The organism is Proteus terrae subsp. cibarius (assembly GCF_011045835.1).
Classification (GTDB): domain Bacteria; phylum Pseudomonadota; class Gammaproteobacteria; order Enterobacterales; family Enterobacteriaceae; genus Proteus; species Proteus cibarius.
In genome coordinates this window covers 1690030-1705962 of the sequence record NZ_CP047349.1, presented here as the reverse complement: position 1 = coordinate 1705962, position 15933 = coordinate 1690030, and the positions used below count along the sequence as shown (strand labels likewise).

The following is a 15933-nucleotide window of genomic DNA, read 5'->3' as shown; positions in this document are numbered from 1 at the left end:
TAGATAAAGTACTTTTTCTAAAATCAAATTAAAAGTGCATTTTAAATACATCTATTTAATACTTTTTTTTCTTTATTAAAACCTCGTTATTTTTTAATAAAAAAAATACGCTTCTTTATCTTATTTAAAAAGCGTAAAACAAAAGATATATATTAAATACATCTTTATTGCTATTCTAATATTAAATGTTTTATTTAAAATACATCTTTTTCTATTTATCTCTATTTTTAATTACTCATAAATAGTGTATTTAACAATAAACTAGAGGCTTTATATAATCTAAAAATGAAAGGCTTTATTCGAATTTAAAACATAAAAAAAGCGAAGATAATCTTCGCTTTTCATTATGAGATATTCTTTTAAAGAAAGAATAATTAGAAACGGTAACCCACACCAAACATAAATACAAATGGGTCTAGGCGTGTGCTGATTGATTGTCTGTCTTCACCAGCTTTAAATTTAACATCAGTTTCGATATTCATCCACCAAACAGACGCATTCAGCATCCAGTTTTTATCAAGGTTATAATCTAAACCTGCTTGTGCTGCAAAGCCCCATGAATCCTTGAGATCTAAGTCAGATAAACCAGCGCCTTTACCCGCTGAATTAAATTTCTCATCAAAGAATGTAGTAAAGTTAAGACCTGCACTTAAATAAGGACGTAGTTTGTCTTCACCATTACCGAAGTAATATTGTGCCATTAATGTTGGTGGTAAATGTTTAACAGTCGCAATCTCACCAAAGTTTGTTAATGATACTTTGTGCTCAAAAGGAGTAGCTGCTAATAATTCAACACCAATATTATCAGTGATCATATACCCAAAGGTTAAACCTAATTGGGTGTTATTATTAGCTTCAAAATGTCCAATACCTAATACATTATCAGAGCCTGCATTAGGACGAACTGTTGCAGTACCAGCACGGAATAAGAAATCACCTGCTTGGTGAGCGAAAGAAATAGAAGGCGCAAGAGTTGCAGCCGCTAAAATAAGCGCAGAAAGTTTTTTCATTATTTAACCCATTCCTGTAATAAGTAAAATCTCCGCTAAAAATATAACCATTTATTGATAATTATGATCTAATACCGATCACAACTTTGGAATTATTTTTGCAGAAAGTGTTATTTCTCTTTTTATTATTTATCAATGCGATTATTTATAATTGATCCACATCAAATTACCTATTAATACAATTTTTTCTTATAATTAAATTTATTCTTAGTAATACTTTTTGAATAAAAAAACATCCTAAAAAGATGTATTTAAAAATAAAGTTATTTTTGTGTTAATATAATGTTTGTTTTATTTTAAATGTTGAGATTATTTTGATGAGCCATAGCAAGAAAAAAACCAAATAAGAGAAGTAAGAGAAAATATCCCTTTTTGCTGTTGTAAAAGGTACAATAGCGCGCATTGACACAGTCTATTCTTTATAGGAGCAGTTTCATGCCTACCACGGCACGCACAATCTACCGAGACAGTCTGAATTTTTATAAGAATGAACGACGTAGCATTGTTACCCTTTCCGCTATCCTTGCTGTTGTTTTAGCGATAGTTCATGTCTTAGTTGGCCCTAATCCTCAAGAATACCAATTGATGATTGAATTTGTGGCTAATTTTAAAAATACACAGCTTTCTTCTGCTTCTTCGGCTGAATTAGAAGCAATGTCAAACAGTGTCGTGGGTATCGCCAAAAAAGTGTTATCACTGTATGCATTTGAAACACTACAGCAAAGCATCTTGGTGCTAATCTTATTGATGTTCGCTATGGCAATCTCTGCAGGTCACAACGTTACCCTTGGTCAAACATTTAACGCATGTTTACCTCGCTTACCAAAAATGTTTTTACTGATTGTTCTGTGCTCTATTTTAATTAGCGCTGGTTTTATGGTGATGATTATTCCTGGCATCATTTTGCTAATCGGTTTTGCATTAGCGCCCGTTGTCTTAGTACGCCAACAAAATATGGGAAGTGCAATACGTTTAGGTTGGAAGGTTGGATTTAGTGAGTCTGGATTACTTATTCCTGCTTTAGGTATTTGGATCTTATTGCAGTTTGGTATTGGTTTTGTGAGTAATCTTACAATTCAACTGCCTGATCTTATCCATAACTTCTTATTTTATTTTCTGAAAAATATGGCTTCAGCATGGATGATTATTTACCTATTTCGTTTGTTTATGTTGGTTGAAAACAAATACACAACGCAACAAACACGTTAATTCATACAACATCTAACTACTCACAAAATTTATCAATAAAAAATCCCGTGTATAAGCTAGCGACTTATCACGGGATTTTGCTTTTTACTACTACTCGTAAAACTTAGCCAAAACACTTAAGGTGTTGGTGTATTTCCCTTAATTGGTACTTTTAATATCGCTTCTTCGTTATTTTCTGTTTCTTGGCTTCCAGCTTCTTGCTTTAATGCCTCTTTTCTTGCTTCTTTCTGTTTTTCTTTGATCTGCTGTCGGCTTTGATAAAGCCGGATCACAAAATAGAGATCGGGAGCGATAATTAAGTCATCTTCATTTAGTGAAATTCTATTACGTTCAATCCAACGATTTAGTTCGGTTCTGCGCCCTGCTAAAACCAATTTCACGCCTTTTATTCGCAATTCTCGTATTAGTTCATCAATAGCAGCAAACACGCTGACATCGTCATAGGTAAAGCTTACAGCCGCATCTACGGCTAACCATGCTGGTCGTTGAGGTGCACTATCAACAAGTTGAAGCACCCGTTTTTTAAAATAACCCACATTAAAATAAGTGAGTGGTGAATTAAAACGGTACATCATTAAGCCATCGATAGGCTCAATACCATTATCCTTATTCATTGAGTGAACCATTCCTTGTTCATCAACACCCAACAATTGATCGCTCGGACGAAAAACAATACGTAAAAATTGTAATAAACCTAATAAAACCGCAAAGCCGATACCATTAATTAGTCCTGCCAATAACACAGCTAATAAGGTGAATGATGCCAATGTGAATGCTTGTTTATTACGTTTGCGATAAGACCAAATATGACGAATACTCAGCAATGACCATGAAGAGACGATCAACACAATTCCAAGTGAAGATAATGGAATATAGGCAAGAAAATCAGTCATAAATAATAGCACTAGCAGAATGACTAGTGCTGCGATAATAGAAACTAATTGTGTTTTACCACCAACAGAATCATTGACTGCGGTACGGCTACTTGCTGCACTTACAGCAAATCCTTGAGAAAGCGCTGCCGCAATATTAGCGATACCTAATGCTTTTAATTCTTGGTCCGCATCAACATCATAACCATTTTTGCTAGCAAAACTGCGGGCTGTCATCATAAAACTCACAAAGCTAATGACAGCCAAGTTTATGGATGGGACCAATAATTCTCGTAATACACCAGGATGAAACCCACTCATTGATACAACGGGTAGAAAGAGATCAACATTTCCCGCTTCTTTATTCACAATAGCAATACCATAGCTGGCTAAATCAAATTGCCAGCTAAGGTAAGTCATCACAACCATAGCAATTAATGGTGCCGGCCATCGGCTACGAAAATAGCGAATACCCAATAATAAGGCGAGTGTTATCCCAGACATCAATACCGTGGGTAAATGTGCATCCATTAATCGAAATGGGACTTCAATTAGTTTTTCGATTAAATGATCTGGGGAAGTTTCAAAACCAAATACTTTACTAATTTGTCCCACCATAATGGTGATCGCAACACCATTTAATAGCCCTTGAAGGATCGGACGAGACAGAAAATCCGTAAAAGCCCCTAATCGAAAATGGCTGGCTAAAATACACCAAAAACCCGTCATGGCTGTCATGATAATTGCAAGTTGCCATCGTGTATTTTCATCACCAGCAGATAATGGAATAACGACCGCAGCAATAACGGCGCATGTTGCAGCATCAGGCCCTGTAATTAATTGGCGAGAAGTACCAAATAATGCATAAATAATCATGGGGAAAATACAGGCATATAATCCAACAATAGCATTAATGCCTAATAATTCGGTATAAGCAATGGCAACAGGTAGCGCAACGGCAGCAACCGAAAGCCCTGCTTTTAAGTCATAGCCAAAATATTCGCGCTTATAGTTAAATAATAAGCCTAGTCCTGGCATCCATTTTATTATTCTTTTTCCGTTCATTGATTTCCTCTTATCAGAAATACTTTTTTATTTATGCATTCATCAAAAAGCGGCGAGTGATAATGATGAGTTAATGAATCATATACTAGAGCAATATTTAAATCCTCTTTCATAACTCAAGCTTGAGTTTTAATTTTACATAAATGCAATTACGTTGATTTTTCATTGAGTTATTTAAGATAAAAATAACGTTTTTTGTATAAATTAACACTCTGTCGTTAAAGATATGCAATTGTTTACCCATTTTCTGTCGCTTTGCATTAGAATAGCCAAGTTTATGAATTTAATTACCATAGGTTCCTATCTGTTATGAAAAATGGCTGGCTTAAGCAATTACTTGATTTTGCTCCACTATTAGTGTTTTTTATCTTCTATAAATGGCAAGATATTTTCTATGCTTCAGGTGCATTAATTATCGCGACGTGGATCTCAGTCGGCTTGACATGGCTTATTTTCCATAAAGTTGAGAAAGCGCCACTCATTACCGCCATTGTGGTCACTATTTTTGGTTCATTAACCATCTTCTTCCATTCTGCCGATTTTATTAAATGGAAAGTGACGGCTATTTATGCCATTTTTGCTATCGTTTTAATTGGTATGCAGTTATTTACGCCAAAAACGTTAATGGAAAGAATGTTAGGCAAAGAGCTTGCAATGCCACCAGCAAACTGGAAAAAGCTCAATATTGCATGGGTGATTTTCTTTTTTGCTTGTGCTCTTGGTAATATTTATGTGGCATTTTCTTTGTCGGAAGAGACTTGGGTTAATTTTAAAGTCTTTGGCTTAACTATTTTGACCTTTGTTTTTACTATCGCCAGTGTGGTTTATATCTGGAATAACCGTTTACCAGAAGAACAAACTGAAGACGAAACTACAGAAAATAATGAACACAAATTATCAGATGATATGACAAAACAAGCATCTAAACCGACATCACACGATGCTCATTCAAAATCTGAATAATCATTTTTATTTTATTGGGAGATATGTGCTCTAAAAATACCTCAAGTGCAACTATTAGAGTATAGCCAGTAGATACTTTAAATAATTTAAGTTGTAGCTAGGCGGTAAGCGAATGAGTCACTAGGAGCATACATAAGTATGTGACTAGTGTGAATGAGTGCCGTCAACAACGCTACAGCTTAAAGTATGACGAGTAACACTGCAACTTGAAGTATGACGAGTAATTATCTCTTTGGTTTTAACATTATTTACAGATACTTTATACCCATGACTGAACAACAATCTTTGCCTAATGGTGAGCTCGTTTTACGTACTCTTGCCATGCCTGCTGATACTAACGCCAATGGTGATATTTTCGGTGGCTGGTTAATGTCCCAAATGGACATCGGTGGTGCAATTTTAGCGAAAGAAATTGCGTTAGGTCGTGTCGTTACTGTAAGCGTAACAGGCATTACCTTTCTTAAACCTGTTGCTGTTGGCGATGTCGTTTGTTGCTATGCCCGTTGCTTAAAAACAGGTAACTCTTCAATTACTGTTAATATTGAAGTCTGGGTTAAGAAAGTCGCCACAGAACCTGTCGGCCAACGCTATCGTGCAACAGAGGCAGTATTTACCTACGTTGCCGTTGATGAGAACAATTCAGCTCGTCGCTTACCTGAAGGTAAAGCACATTTCACGCTAACAAGTACAATGGAATAAAACACCATTACGACAATTCGCTTATGACGAATAGTGTGAAAGCATTAAAAATTGAAACTAAAAAAGGCACTTATTAAAGTGCCTTTTATTTATCTGGTATCAAATAGTGATATCGCTCTGTTTAAGCGCTAGTTTTATAAAAATTAGCTTGTTGATATTCCGGTCATTTTGAATTCAATCAGAACCACTTTTCCTTTATAAGGAATTTTTTCATAGCGCCATTGTCGCATGGCTCTTTTTACTTCTCGCTCAAACACGTTTTTAGGATCAGCAGAAATAATTTCTACATTATCGACTCTTCCATCAGCATCAACATCAAAGCGAACTTTGATTGTACCTTCCATACCTACCGCTCGTGCTCGTGGTGGATATTCAGGTAAACCTTGGCGTACTGCATTAGGTACTTTACCTTCCCCACTACTTGCCACTGCAACCGGTTTTTCATCGCCTTTATCACTTGGCTTTGCCGTCGGATTAAGATTTTTGAGATCATTACCTTTATTAACAACTAAAGGTTGTGGTCGCTCAACAGGCGGTTTTGGTTTATCCACTGGTTTTGGCTTAGGTTTCGGTTTAGGTTCTGGTTTTTTCTCTATTGGTTTTTCGATAATAGGTTTTACATCAGGAATAGGTTCTGGCTCTGGTTCAGGCTCAGGCTCAACAACCGGCTCAGGTTCTGGAGGAGTAACTTCTTCAACCACAGGTTCTGGTTCGCCAGCCGGTTCATCTGCTGCAAATGCCAACATCTGTATAGAGATAGGTTCAGGTGTAACTGGCTTATCTTCAACAACATATAACATAGCAGCCGCAACAAGTGAGGCATGTAGACAAAGCGATATGAGTACCCAAAGCTTCCAACGCATAACTGATCTTATTTCACCTAAAGAAAAAATATGCCCTTAGTTTAAATGCAAATAGCAATCATATTCAATAACGTTTAGTAAAATGATTGATATTAGCCACTAAAAAGTGAAATTATGAGTTCCATTCTATATGTTGGACAAATAAAAGTGCTCTGTGTTTTCTAGAAGTATCAAGTTTACGCAGTTTATAAATCCGAAAATTACGACGAGATTGCCCTTCTAACCATCGACGTCGTTTACGTATAGCTTGTCTCATCATTCGCCAGCGAGCTACTTCAGTCCTACTGTGTCTCATTCTATCAGCACCTATATTTTTGAATAAGTGGACTATTATAAGACGTTCATTTTGTGATCCAAGGGGGGATTTATGGTTTGCTTAAATTTCATCCATTATTTGAGCATTTCTCACAAAGATAAAATGAATAAAGAGTTGTATCTTATTGCTTATTTAATGCTTATCTCTTAAGAAAGAGATTTGACAGAGATAATAATCCTGATTTAATAACAACATTCGGCAAATAACAAAAATAATGAACTATTTTTATTAAATTGCCTTTAGCTTATCCATGCAATTCATTTTCAACGGAAAATAGCTCTACTATGACAACATTTTATACTGTATTAAGTTGGCTAACCTTTTTCTTCTATTGGCTATTAATTGCGGGGGTCACATTTCGTGTCCTAATGCACCGACGACCTGTTACATCAACAATGACATGGCTATTGATCATTTACATCCTGCCATTAGTCGGGGTTATTGCGTATTTTGCTTTTGGTGAATTACATCTAGGAAAACGACGTGTTGAACATGCTAAGCAGATGTGGCCTTCAGTTGTTGCATGGCTTGAAGACTTGAAAAAATGTAAGCATATCTTTGCTACAAGTACGAGCGATGTGGCAACGCCTCTTTTCCAATTAACCTCTAAACGCCAAGGTATTAAAGGTGTTAAAGGTAACAAAATTGAACTTTTAACCACCTGTGAAGATTCGCTCAATTCAATTACACGCGATATTAATAATGCCCGTGACAATATTGAAATGGTTTTCTATATTTGGCAATCAGGTGGTTTAGTCGATGAAGTAACCGATGCCTTAATTAGAGCAGCTAAACGTGGTGTAAAATGCCGAGTCATGGTTGATTCTGCGGGTAGTTGGAATTTCTTCCGTACTAATGGCCCTGATGCAATGAGAGCTGCGGGTATTGAATTTGTTGAATCACTACATGTTAATTTATTCCGTTTCTTCTTACGCCGCATGGATTTGCGTCAACACCGAAAAATCGTATTGATTGATAACTATATTTCCTACACAGGAAGTATGAATATGGTTGATCCTCGTTATTTCAAACAAGATTCAGGTGTTGGTCAATGGATTGATATTATGGTCAGAATGGAAGGCCCAGTTTCGACCACATTAGGTATGATTTATGCCTTTGACTGGGAAATGGAAACTGGTGAGCGTCATTTACCCCCTCCTCCTGATGATAATATTATGCCTTGTGAACAAGAAAGTGGCCATACGACACAAGTCATCGCCTCAGGCCCAGGTTTTCCTGATGAGCTAATTCAACAATCACTTATTACAGCTATTTACTCTGCGAGAAAAGAATTAGTACTGACAACACCTTATTTTGTACCTAGCGATGATCTTGCCCATGCAATCTCAACCGCAGCGATGCGAGGTGTTAATGTAAGTATTATCGTTCCTCGCAGCAATGACTCATTCCTTGTACGTTGGGCAAGCCGTTCATTCTTTACAGAAATGCTCGAATCTGGTGTGAAAATATTCCAATTTGAAGATGGTTTATTACATAGCAAAAGCGTGATGGTTGATGGACAACTCAGTATGGTGGGTTCAGTTAACCTTGATATGCGTAGCTTGTGGTTAAATTTTGAAATTACCGTTGTCATTGATGATGAAGGTTTTGGCAGTGATTTAAGCATTGTTCAATATGATTATATTGCTCGCTCGACAGAATTAACTATGGATGAATGGGAGAAACGACCATTCTTAAATCGTGTATTAGAGCGTATCTGCTATTTCTTTAGTCCTCTGCTATAACAGAAATGTTATAATCAAAAGACTACTAAGAATGGGCAACAGATAACCGTGCCAAATTAGTAAAAATGCGATACAAATAACGTGATAATTATTGGAATAATAGACAGGCATTACCATGAATGAACCAACCTTAATCAGTGAAGACGACGCTTTAGAACAAGCTTATGATCTATTTTTAGCTCAAGCAGCGGATAATTTGGATGTTGCAGACCAATTATTGTTTAACCTGCAATTTGAAGAACGAGGCGCAGCTGAAGTGGTTCCATTAGGTAATGATTGGCAATTTATTGTTGGCCTGCCTGTCACATCAGCCCGTTTTAGCGAAGTAATTATTGGTCTTGCTCCAGACGATGATTCCGATATTGATGATATTTTTGGTCGTGTCCTAATTAGTCGCGATCCATTACAACCTATGTTCCATATTATTTGGAAATCATAATCACTTTTATCATCACCTGCTTAGATTTTAGCAGGTGACTTTTATTTCAACGAGAAATAAAATGAGTGAAAGCCACTTTATTATCGATACTATTTTTACCTTAGCTTTCTTTGGTGCATTTTATTGGCATATCTGCGTAGCTATTATTATCGTAATGCTCTTTGCTGTAATAAAAACACAAAAAATGTTATTTCGTATCTTATTTATACTCATTGCTTTAATTTTTGCTTATTTGCCCTTTATGCAATATCTTTGGTAAAATTAAACCTAAAAAATTAAAAGCGCTCTATCGGCGCTTTTCTCTTTATCATAATTTAATGATATATAATTTGCGTAGATAATACTCATTACTGGCGCAAACTCACAGCAATACGATTAAAGGCATTCATTAACCCAATTGCCAATGTCAGATCACTCATTTCTATGTCTGTAAAATACGCTTTAACCTGCTGATAAATATTATCATCTGTGTTTTTTGCTGAAATATTACTGACTGCTTCTGCCCATAATAATGCAGCTTGCTCTTTATCAGTAAAACGTTCGCTCACTTGCCAACCATTTAGTGCATCTAACTTATTTTGATCAACGCCATGATTACGCAATGAGTTATTATGCATTTCCAAACAAAAAGCACAGCCATTAAGTTGAGACACTCTTAAATAGACAAGTTCAATCAACGTTATATCCAATGAACTACCTTCTAGCGCAGTTTTACATTGAATTAAACCAGCATAAGCTTTAGGGCTTAGTTTTGGGTAAGATAAGCGAAGCTTTGACATAATTTCCTCACAATTCACAATAAAGGATAAACCCACAACTAACTGTATATAAAAACAGTGATAATATATTCAATTTATAGAGATAGGTTTATCAAATTTGTGGTATTTGCTTTTAGAGGCAATGATCTTCGGTATATGTGACTTAATTTACGACTTATTCTTTATTAGATTATTGTCACTTATTACGTGTAATAACAGTTACTCAAAACATTTAGATGAATGAGCAATAGTTAAAAACATTGTGCCTTCCCTTGTGAGTGTGCTGTCTTGCTTTATGGGTGGTGATTTGACCATTCTATCTATTTCCGTTGAAGAAAATTTATCACTCGCTTCATTATAAAAACACAAACATTGATCTTTACTCACGTTACTATAGACATTTAATGTATCCATACAATATTCAATAACTTTATTTTCTTGTGATTCAGAGCAAGCAGGTAGTAAAAATAAAGATAAAATAACAATTAAGGTTTTGTTCATAACTATGCCACTGTTGTGTTAAATTTATTTAATTATGAAAAAATTATTTCATTAAAACAGGGAAGTTATTACGATATAAATCAAATTTAAGTGGATAATTGTTATTTATATAAGATAAAAAGAGAGTTTTTTTATTTTCCTCCCTATTTTTTACCTTTAATATCTCTTTATTTAGTATTTATACTTATTTTTATTTAATTTTAAATGTAACAATGGGAAAGGATTGCCTTGTCCATCTAATTCAGAACGTCCTATTTGCTCAAACCCAATATAAAAATAAAAACCAATTGCTTGAGGGTTCTGCTCATTTACATCTAATTCATCAATATGTAGTGTATTTATCGCGAAAGTTGTAAGCAATTTACCACAGCCATTCCCCCTAGAATTCGCATCGACAAAAAGCATCTCTAACTTATTTTCTGTTGTACCTAAGATCCCGTGAATAACATTATTATCATCTATCGCAATATAGGTATTAAGCATAGGAAAATACTGTTCTACAATATCTTTTTTGAGTGACAAAATGATATCTTCAGATAGAAATGTATGTGTGGCTCTAACTGATGATTCCCAAACTGCAATCATTTCATTATAGTGCAAAGACTCTGCTTTTATTATAGTTAACATACTTCTCTCTCCATAAAATACTGCATCTTAGAGATCCATTATTAACAGTCAAGCCACCCAAAGAAAAAACACACATATTGTGTATATTAAATAAGTTTTGATAAGACAAAATCCCCAATATAGCGATAAGTATTTACATTCATATAAAACAAAAAAGGCCACATAACGTGACCTTTTAAATATATTATTTATCAGCTTAATACTAGAAACGGTAACCAACACCTAATATCCAAGTACCAAATTTTGCATCATCTATTTTTGAATATTCATAAGATGCATCAATGGCCACGTTTGGAATTGGATTGATTTGTAGACCTAATCCATAAGCCATAGACGATTTACTTAACTTATCATTGTCATTATCATAGAAAAAATTATCTTCTTGATTAATATGACCAAGGCCAATTAAACCATACGCACTAAAATAGTCATTAAAACGGTAGCTAGGACCCGCTGTTAATGAAACATAATCAATTTCAGTTGAACCAATTTTTCCCCAGCGGCCATAATAATTATAAGTTAATTTTGTATACGTTAGTGATCCAATAACTCCCCAGTTATTATCAAATTCATGATTATATTTAAAGTTAATTCCTTTAAGATCATCATCCATTTTATCATCAACTTTAATTGAAGTCTGGGCATAACCCACAGATAAAGTATTATCTAATGCTGCTTGTGCATTAAAAGAAAGTGTAGAAATAGCTAACAGTGAAGTTGAAATAAATAAATTACGACGCATCTTTATTCTCTATATAAAAACAAAAGGATAGACAAATGGAACTAAATTATAATTTAGCTCTCTTGTTAAATTGAGTGTAACACTCAATAAAATTTATTTATAAATAATACATTAACAATAATATTTTATAAAGAAAATCTTATGATTAAAGTTATAATTAAAACACCATTTCTCTCAATAACAAACTTACCTTATTTTTCACTATTATTAAGTAAATATTAAGATCATAACATTATGAAAAAAAGACTAATTTTAATTTTCATCAGTTTTAATTTTCTTAAAACCACTATTGTCGTTCTATTTATGCTTAATCATTAGGATAAAAAAACTCACTAAGTCAAATTAACTTATCTTAGTCTATAAAATGTTAATTAATATTTAATATAAAATTTAAAACAGTATGGAAATAAGTTATTTTATTAATTTTAATACGTATAAAAAAACCACTTATAAAGTGGCTTTCTTTTTTATTTATTATTAGAAAGTTGCATTTTTAACCAAAAGCTTTGCTGACATAAATTAAAAAATTCTTTTCTATAAGGAGAGATAGGTTTGTTATTCGATTCGACAATTTCCCAAGTGATCCAATGTTCTGGACATTGAGCGTCATTATCATAGTATTCTGTTTCTATCTCTTCTGTACATTTCAAAATGACACCATCAGGAAATAACCAAGTGTGGATTACTCTGGTTATTTCTGTTAAGTCATCCAAAAGTTTCTGGGTACTTAAAATTTGATAGCTATCTTCTTGGTTTACAACTTGAGATATATACTTCGCTAACATCACCTTCTCTCTTGTTTTACTTTTTCTTATTTAATGTACCCACTATAAATTAGCCACTTTTTATTACTTTTGTTTTTCATCAAAAGCATCTGCCATAAGTAAAAATTTAGGCTCTGCTTTTGTATATGCATTAATCATAGGGACTAATCGCTGAAAATGTTCACTAGCACAATGCTCATCAAGTGCAGCATGATCAGGCCATTGTTCAACAAAGACAAAATGACCAGGATCTTTTTCATCAACGTATAGATTGTAGCTAATACAAAGAGGTTCTTTCTTAGTCGCCTCAACAAGTTCACGATAAAGAGGTAAAACAATTTCTATCGCTTCTGTTTTAATAAAATCTTCAGCTATCACTTTTAACATCGCATTTTCCTTACCGTAATTGATTGACATAAAATGCTGTATAAAAACACAGTTAAATGTAGTCTAGTTAACGTAAGAGATCTACCCTATTTACATAAAAAAGCGCTTTTTTTAAAACAACAAAACTCCTCTAGCATCTCAGGCTATATCCTCTTTATCTTTCTTTAAACACTCAATTTCTAACCAATGCATAAATAGCTTTGCTTTGTGTATAAACGCCTCTATATCATCGCTTGGATTTATGCTTTCAGATAAAAGATAATTAATATTTTTATGTTACTCAGAGTAATTAGCCTCTAGTATTTTTACGTGATCCTTTAGTGTTTCAGGCCAATATTCATCTTTTTCACTACGCAAAATATTCACTGAGCGAATTAATTTTCGAGCAATGGCTCTTTGTATATGACGTTTTTCAATAAGAAGATCTTTTTGGTATATTTGCTTAATATATCCCTCTACAACTTGAGCAAAATCACCATTGATTGCTAAAGCAATTTTTCTTGATGGAACAAATGGCGAAAAATGTTGCGTCAAATCATCACCAAAAATACAACGACAGTGGTGTGTTAACCAATATCCCCAACTGTATAAATCATTTATTGAAGTGGTAAAAAAGTACCGTTTTAACCAGAAAGCAGTAAGCATCAAATATTTATCTTCTATATGAGTGAAAATATGCGTTTAAATAATGTGGATTCTCTTTATATAATAGCAATTCATTAAGTAAAGCAGAGAAGTGAGATTGGGGGTTAACGTGTGGCTTGAACAATTTGGTGTACTCAATATCTGGACATACCTTGCAGGCATGTTTTTTATTATTCTTGTTCCGGGCCCTAATACACTCTATGTGCTAAAAACAAGCGCATCAGGCGGTGTTCGAGATGGATATCGTGCTGCATTTGGTGTTTTCTTAGGTGATGCTATTTTAATTTTCCTCGCCTTTATTGGTGTTGCATCTGTAATAAAAGCCTCTCCTTTACTCTTTACTATTGTTCGCTTTTTAGGTGCTTTTTATCTTCTCTATTTGGGAATAAAAATTATTCATGCAACTTTTTTCTCCAAAAAAGTACATTCAGAACAAACAACAACTGTACAGAAACACGTTTTTAGAAAAGCACTTACATTAAGTATGACTAATCCTAAAGCGATTTTATTTTATATCTCATTTTTTGTTCAATTTATCGATTTTAATTATGCACATACGGGATTATCTTATTTAATTCTGGCTTCCATGCTTGAAGCATTTAGCTTTATCTATCTCTCTTTTCTGATATTTGGTGGTGTCGCCCTTGCTCGCTTCTTCGGCTCACGTAAAAATATCGCTAAACTAGGTAATGGGGTTATCGGGCTTTTCTTTATGGGATTTGCGACTAAATTAGCAACATTATCATCCTAAATTTTAGTAATTGACGCCTGATTAAGTCCTATACTGATTGCCAATCTCCTAGTAATACAAAAGTTTAATAGCCTTATTCTATTTATATAAGGCTATTACTTCTTACTTTTTACCACCTTGAAAGCGCTTAACTGTAGTTATCTATATCGAAACCACCCTACCATCTGGTATCATTGTTGACTTATCAATTTTCTTGCCATAAATAACTTTGTTTTTCACACAACTTATCATTTGAGCCTATAAGATATTTTATTGATTTATCATGTTATTAAGGTATCAAAACAGCGAAGAACAAAGCCTTGGTTAGCAAGTTACAGAATAATCAGCAACGATATAGAACCGTAAAAAATGAGCATCCCAAAAGAGCAGTATAATTTCAACAAACTACAAAAACGCTTACGCCGCGATGTTGGGCAAGCTATCGCTGACTTTAATATGATTGAAGATGGCGATAAAATCATGGTCTGCCTTTCTGGTGGTAAAGATAGCTACACGCTACTTTCTATCTTAATGAATCTGCAAAAAAGTGCGCCAATTAGCTTTTCGCTTATTGCAGTCAATTTAGACCAAAAACAACCCGGATTCCCTGAGCATATTCTACCTGAGTATTTAAATGAGCTTGGTGTGGAATATAAAATTGTTGAAGAGAATACCTATGGGATCGTTAAAGATATTATTCCTGAAGGTAAAACAACCTGCTCTTTATGCTCACGTTTACGTCGTGGTATTTTATATCGCACAGCAACAGAAGTTGGTGCAACTAAAATTGCTTTAGGACACCATCGTGATGATATTTTAGAAACATTATTTTTAAATATGTTCTATGGTGGCAAGCTTAAAGGTATGCCACCTAAATTAATGAGTGATGATGGCAAACAAATCGTTATTCGTCCTCTAGCTTACGCTCGTGAAAAAGATATTGAGCGTTTCGCGCAAGCTAAACAATTCCCAATTATTCCATGCAATCTTTGTGGCTCACAACCTAATCTTCAGCGCCAAGTGATTAAAGAGATGCTAAGAGATTGGGATAAACGTTATCCTGGTCGTATTGAAACTATGTTTAGAGCAACTCAAAATATTGTCCCATCACATTTATGTGATACTCAATTATTCGATTTTGTAAATATCAAACATGGTGATGAAGTCATTAATGGTGGCGACTTAGCTTTTGATAAAGACGATATTCCCACCGTTCCAGTGATGTTCCAAGAAGAAGATGATGAACGTCCTGACTTTAGCCAAAATAAACTCGATATTGTTGAAGTGAAATAATGCACTATCTCCTAAGCCTTGCATTCGGGGCTTAGGATTTTTATGACTAAATAATATCCCACAGTAAATTTAAGCAAAAAAAAACCGATGTTAATAAACATCGGTGTAATAATGGTCAATTATTCTGTATTAAGAACTCAATATGAGAAAAACTACAATTATGGAGCACAACGTTCATCGCTCAACGTTGTATTCACCTGCGAGAGTTATAATGCCAGATGTTCTATTTTAAAAAATTGATATATCTCAAACAGGGCTAGAGAATTCTTTTTTAAATCCATTTAGTTACGATTAATTTGCTGAAA

The 15933-nt window shown here is 34.2% G+C and carries 18 protein-coding genes and 1 pseudogene; 8 read left to right on the top strand and 11 right to left on the bottom strand.

Annotation, left to right across the window (positions count from 1 at the left end):
• Window positions 1–374: 374 nt before the first annotated feature.
• Window positions 375–1010: an outer membrane protein OmpW gene (gene ompW, locus GTH25_RS08020; protein WP_164530473.1), complete on the bottom strand. Its 636-nt coding sequence runs from the start codon at window positions 1008–1010 to the stop codon at window positions 375–377.
• Window positions 1011–1445: 435 nt separating this feature from the next.
• Between ompW and GTH25_RS08015 the strand changes: the two genes are divergently transcribed.
• Window positions 1446–2219 carry a YciC family protein gene (locus GTH25_RS08015; protein ID WP_075672118.1) on the top strand — a complete coding sequence of 258 codons (774 nt, stop codon included), beginning with the start codon at window positions 1446–1448 and terminating at the stop codon, window positions 2217–2219.
• 116 nt (window positions 2220–2335) lie between these two features.
• Here GTH25_RS08015 and GTH25_RS08010 read toward each other — a convergent pair whose 3' ends face one another.
• Window positions 2336–4156 carry a SulP family inorganic anion transporter gene (locus tag GTH25_RS08010; RefSeq protein WP_223672446.1) on the bottom strand — a complete coding sequence of 607 codons (1821 nt, stop codon included), beginning with the start codon at window positions 4154–4156 and terminating at the stop codon, window positions 2336–2338.
• Between the two features lie 309 nt (window positions 4157–4465).
• On the opposite strand from GTH25_RS08010, the pseudogene GTH25_RS08005 reads away from it, so the two are divergent.
• Window positions 4466–5014 (top strand): annotated as a pseudogene (locus GTH25_RS08005) (septation protein A); the annotation flags it as partial.
• A gap of 372 nt (window positions 5015–5386) precedes the next feature.
• Entirely contained in the window at window positions 5387–5818 is a 432-nt protein-coding gene (yciA, locus tag GTH25_RS08000; RefSeq protein WP_006536988.1) for an acyl-CoA thioester hydrolase YciA, read from the top strand.
• Window positions 5819–5961: 143 nt separating this feature from the next.
• On the opposite strand, the gene tonB is transcribed toward yciA, so the two are convergent.
• Both tonB and GTH25_RS07990 read right to left on the bottom strand, forming a co-directional pair.
• Window positions 5962–6681 (bottom strand): TonB system transport protein TonB, encoded by a 720-nt coding sequence (gene tonB / locus GTH25_RS07995; RefSeq protein WP_099659689.1) that lies wholly within the window; start codon window positions 6679–6681, stop codon window positions 5962–5964.
• Between the two features lie 112 nt (window positions 6682–6793).
• Window positions 6794–6976, bottom strand: coding sequence for a YciY family protein (locus tag GTH25_RS07990; protein ID WP_036913581.1), 183 nt, complete (start codon window positions 6974–6976; stop codon window positions 6794–6796).
• A 305-nt stretch (window positions 6977–7281) separates the two neighbouring features.
• Here GTH25_RS07990 and cls point away from each other — a divergent pair, with 305 nt between their 5' ends.
• The 3 genes from cls to GTH25_RS07975 all read left to right on the top strand — a co-directional run bounded on the left by cls (window position 7282) and on the right by GTH25_RS07975 (window position 9440).
• On the top strand, window positions 7282–8742 hold the full coding sequence (gene cls / locus GTH25_RS07985) for a cardiolipin synthase (protein WP_075672124.1): 1461 nt from the start codon (window positions 7282–7284) through the stop codon (window positions 8740–8742).
• A 109-nt stretch (window positions 8743–8851) separates the two neighbouring features.
• Window positions 8852–9181 (top strand): HI1450 family dsDNA-mimic protein, encoded by a 330-nt coding sequence (locus tag GTH25_RS07980; protein WP_369961051.1) that lies wholly within the window; start codon window positions 8852–8854, stop codon window positions 9179–9181.
• Between the two features lie 61 nt (window positions 9182–9242).
• Complete coding sequence (locus tag GTH25_RS07975; RefSeq protein WP_075672126.1) at window positions 9243–9440, top strand: hypothetical protein; 198 nt, start codon at window positions 9243–9245, stop codon at window positions 9438–9440.
• An 88-nt stretch (window positions 9441–9528) separates the two neighbouring features.
• Here the strand turns inward: GTH25_RS07975 and GTH25_RS07970 are convergent, their stop codons facing one another.
• The 7 genes from GTH25_RS07970 to GTH25_RS07940 all read right to left on the bottom strand — a co-directional run bounded on the left by GTH25_RS07970 (window position 9529) and on the right by GTH25_RS07940 (window position 13605).
• Complete coding sequence (locus tag GTH25_RS07970) at window positions 9529–9960, bottom strand: carboxymuconolactone decarboxylase family protein (protein ID WP_075672128.1); 432 nt, start codon at window positions 9958–9960, stop codon at window positions 9529–9531.
• A gap of 198 nt (window positions 9961–10158) precedes the next feature.
• Window positions 10159–10440: a hypothetical protein gene (locus GTH25_RS07965; protein ID WP_075672130.1), complete on the bottom strand. Its 282-nt coding sequence runs from the start codon at window positions 10438–10440 to the stop codon at window positions 10159–10161.
• Window positions 10441–10611: 171 nt separating this feature from the next.
• Window positions 10612–11067 carry a GNAT family N-acetyltransferase gene (locus GTH25_RS07960; RefSeq protein ID WP_099659688.1) on the bottom strand — a complete coding sequence of 152 codons (456 nt, stop codon included), beginning with the start codon at window positions 11065–11067 and terminating at the stop codon, window positions 10612–10614.
• 202 nt (window positions 11068–11269) lie between these two features.
• Window positions 11270–11809, bottom strand: a complete 540-nt coding sequence (locus tag GTH25_RS07955) for an Ail/Lom family outer membrane beta-barrel protein (protein ID WP_075672134.1) — start codon at window positions 11807–11809, stop codon at window positions 11270–11272.
• 467 nt (window positions 11810–12276) lie between these two features.
• Window positions 12277–12594: a hypothetical protein gene (locus tag GTH25_RS07950; RefSeq protein WP_099659687.1), complete on the bottom strand. Its 318-nt coding sequence runs from the start codon at window positions 12592–12594 to the stop codon at window positions 12277–12279.
• A gap of 63 nt (window positions 12595–12657) precedes the next feature.
• Entirely contained in the window at window positions 12658–12960 is a 303-nt protein-coding gene (locus GTH25_RS07945) for a putative quinol monooxygenase (RefSeq protein ID WP_075672138.1), read from the bottom strand.
• Window positions 12961–13236: 276 nt separating this feature from the next.
• On the bottom strand, window positions 13237–13605 hold the full coding sequence (locus GTH25_RS07940; RefSeq protein ID WP_164530472.1) for a hypothetical protein: 369 nt from the start codon (window positions 13603–13605) through the stop codon (window positions 13237–13239).
• 160 nt (window positions 13606–13765) lie between these two features.
• On the opposite strand from GTH25_RS07940, the gene leuE reads away from it, so the two are divergent.
• Window positions 13766–14356, top strand: a complete 591-nt coding sequence (leuE, locus tag GTH25_RS07935) for a leucine efflux protein LeuE (RefSeq protein WP_229578441.1) — start codon at window positions 13766–13768, stop codon at window positions 14354–14356.
• Window positions 14357–14704: 348 nt separating this feature from the next.
• Window positions 14705–15628 (top strand): tRNA 2-thiocytidine(32) synthetase TtcA, encoded by a 924-nt coding sequence (gene ttcA, locus GTH25_RS07930; protein WP_099659686.1) that lies wholly within the window; start codon window positions 14705–14707, stop codon window positions 15626–15628.
• Window positions 15629–15933 lie beyond the last annotated feature (305 nt).

Coding starts and splice junctions, on each gene's coding strand:
- ompW (WP_164530473.1), bottom strand. CDS start 1,010: ATGAAAAAACTTTCTGCGCTTATTTTAGCGGCTGCAACTCTTGCGCCT.
- GTH25_RS08015 (WP_075672118.1), top strand. CDS start 1,446: ATGCCTACCACGGCACGCACAATCTACCGAGACAGTCTGAATTTTTAT.
- GTH25_RS08010 (WP_223672446.1), bottom strand. CDS start 4,156: ATGAACGGAAAAAGAATAATAAAATGGATGCCAGGACTAGGCTTATTA.
- yciA (WP_006536988.1), top strand. CDS start 5,387: ATGACTGAACAACAATCTTTGCCTAATGGTGAGCTCGTTTTACGTACT.
- tonB (WP_099659689.1), bottom strand. CDS start 6,681: ATGCGTTGGAAGCTTTGGGTACTCATATCGCTTTGTCTACATGCCTCA.
- GTH25_RS07990 (WP_036913581.1), bottom strand. CDS start 6,976: ATGAGACACAGTAGGACTGAAGTAGCTCGCTGGCGAATGATGAGACAA.
- cls (WP_075672124.1), top strand. CDS start 7,282: ATGACAACATTTTATACTGTATTAAGTTGGCTAACCTTTTTCTTCTAT.
- GTH25_RS07975 (WP_075672126.1), top strand. CDS start 9,243: ATGAGTGAAAGCCACTTTATTATCGATACTATTTTTACCTTAGCTTTC.
- GTH25_RS07970 (WP_075672128.1), bottom strand. CDS start 9,960: ATGTCAAAGCTTCGCTTATCTTACCCAAAACTAAGCCCTAAAGCTTAT.
- GTH25_RS07965 (WP_075672130.1), bottom strand. CDS start 10,440: ATGAACAAAACCTTAATTGTTATTTTATCTTTATTTTTACTACCTGCT.
- GTH25_RS07960 (WP_099659688.1), bottom strand. CDS start 11,067: ATGTTAACTATAATAAAAGCAGAGTCTTTGCACTATAATGAAATGATT.
- GTH25_RS07955 (WP_075672134.1), bottom strand. CDS start 11,809: ATGCGTCGTAATTTATTTATTTCAACTTCACTGTTAGCTATTTCTACA.
- GTH25_RS07950 (WP_099659687.1), bottom strand. CDS start 12,594: ATGTTAGCGAAGTATATATCTCAAGTTGTAAACCAAGAAGATAGCTAT.
- GTH25_RS07945 (WP_075672138.1), bottom strand. CDS start 12,960: ATGTTAAAAGTGATAGCTGAAGATTTTATTAAAACAGAAGCGATAGAA.
- GTH25_RS07940 (WP_164530472.1), bottom strand. CDS start 13,605: ATGCTTACTGCTTTCTGGTTAAAACGGTACTTTTTTACCACTTCAATA.
- leuE (WP_229578441.1), top strand. CDS start 13,766: ATGTTTTTTATTATTCTTGTTCCGGGCCCTAATACACTCTATGTGCTA.
- ttcA (WP_099659686.1), top strand. CDS start 14,705: ATGAGCATCCCAAAAGAGCAGTATAATTTCAACAAACTACAAAAACGC.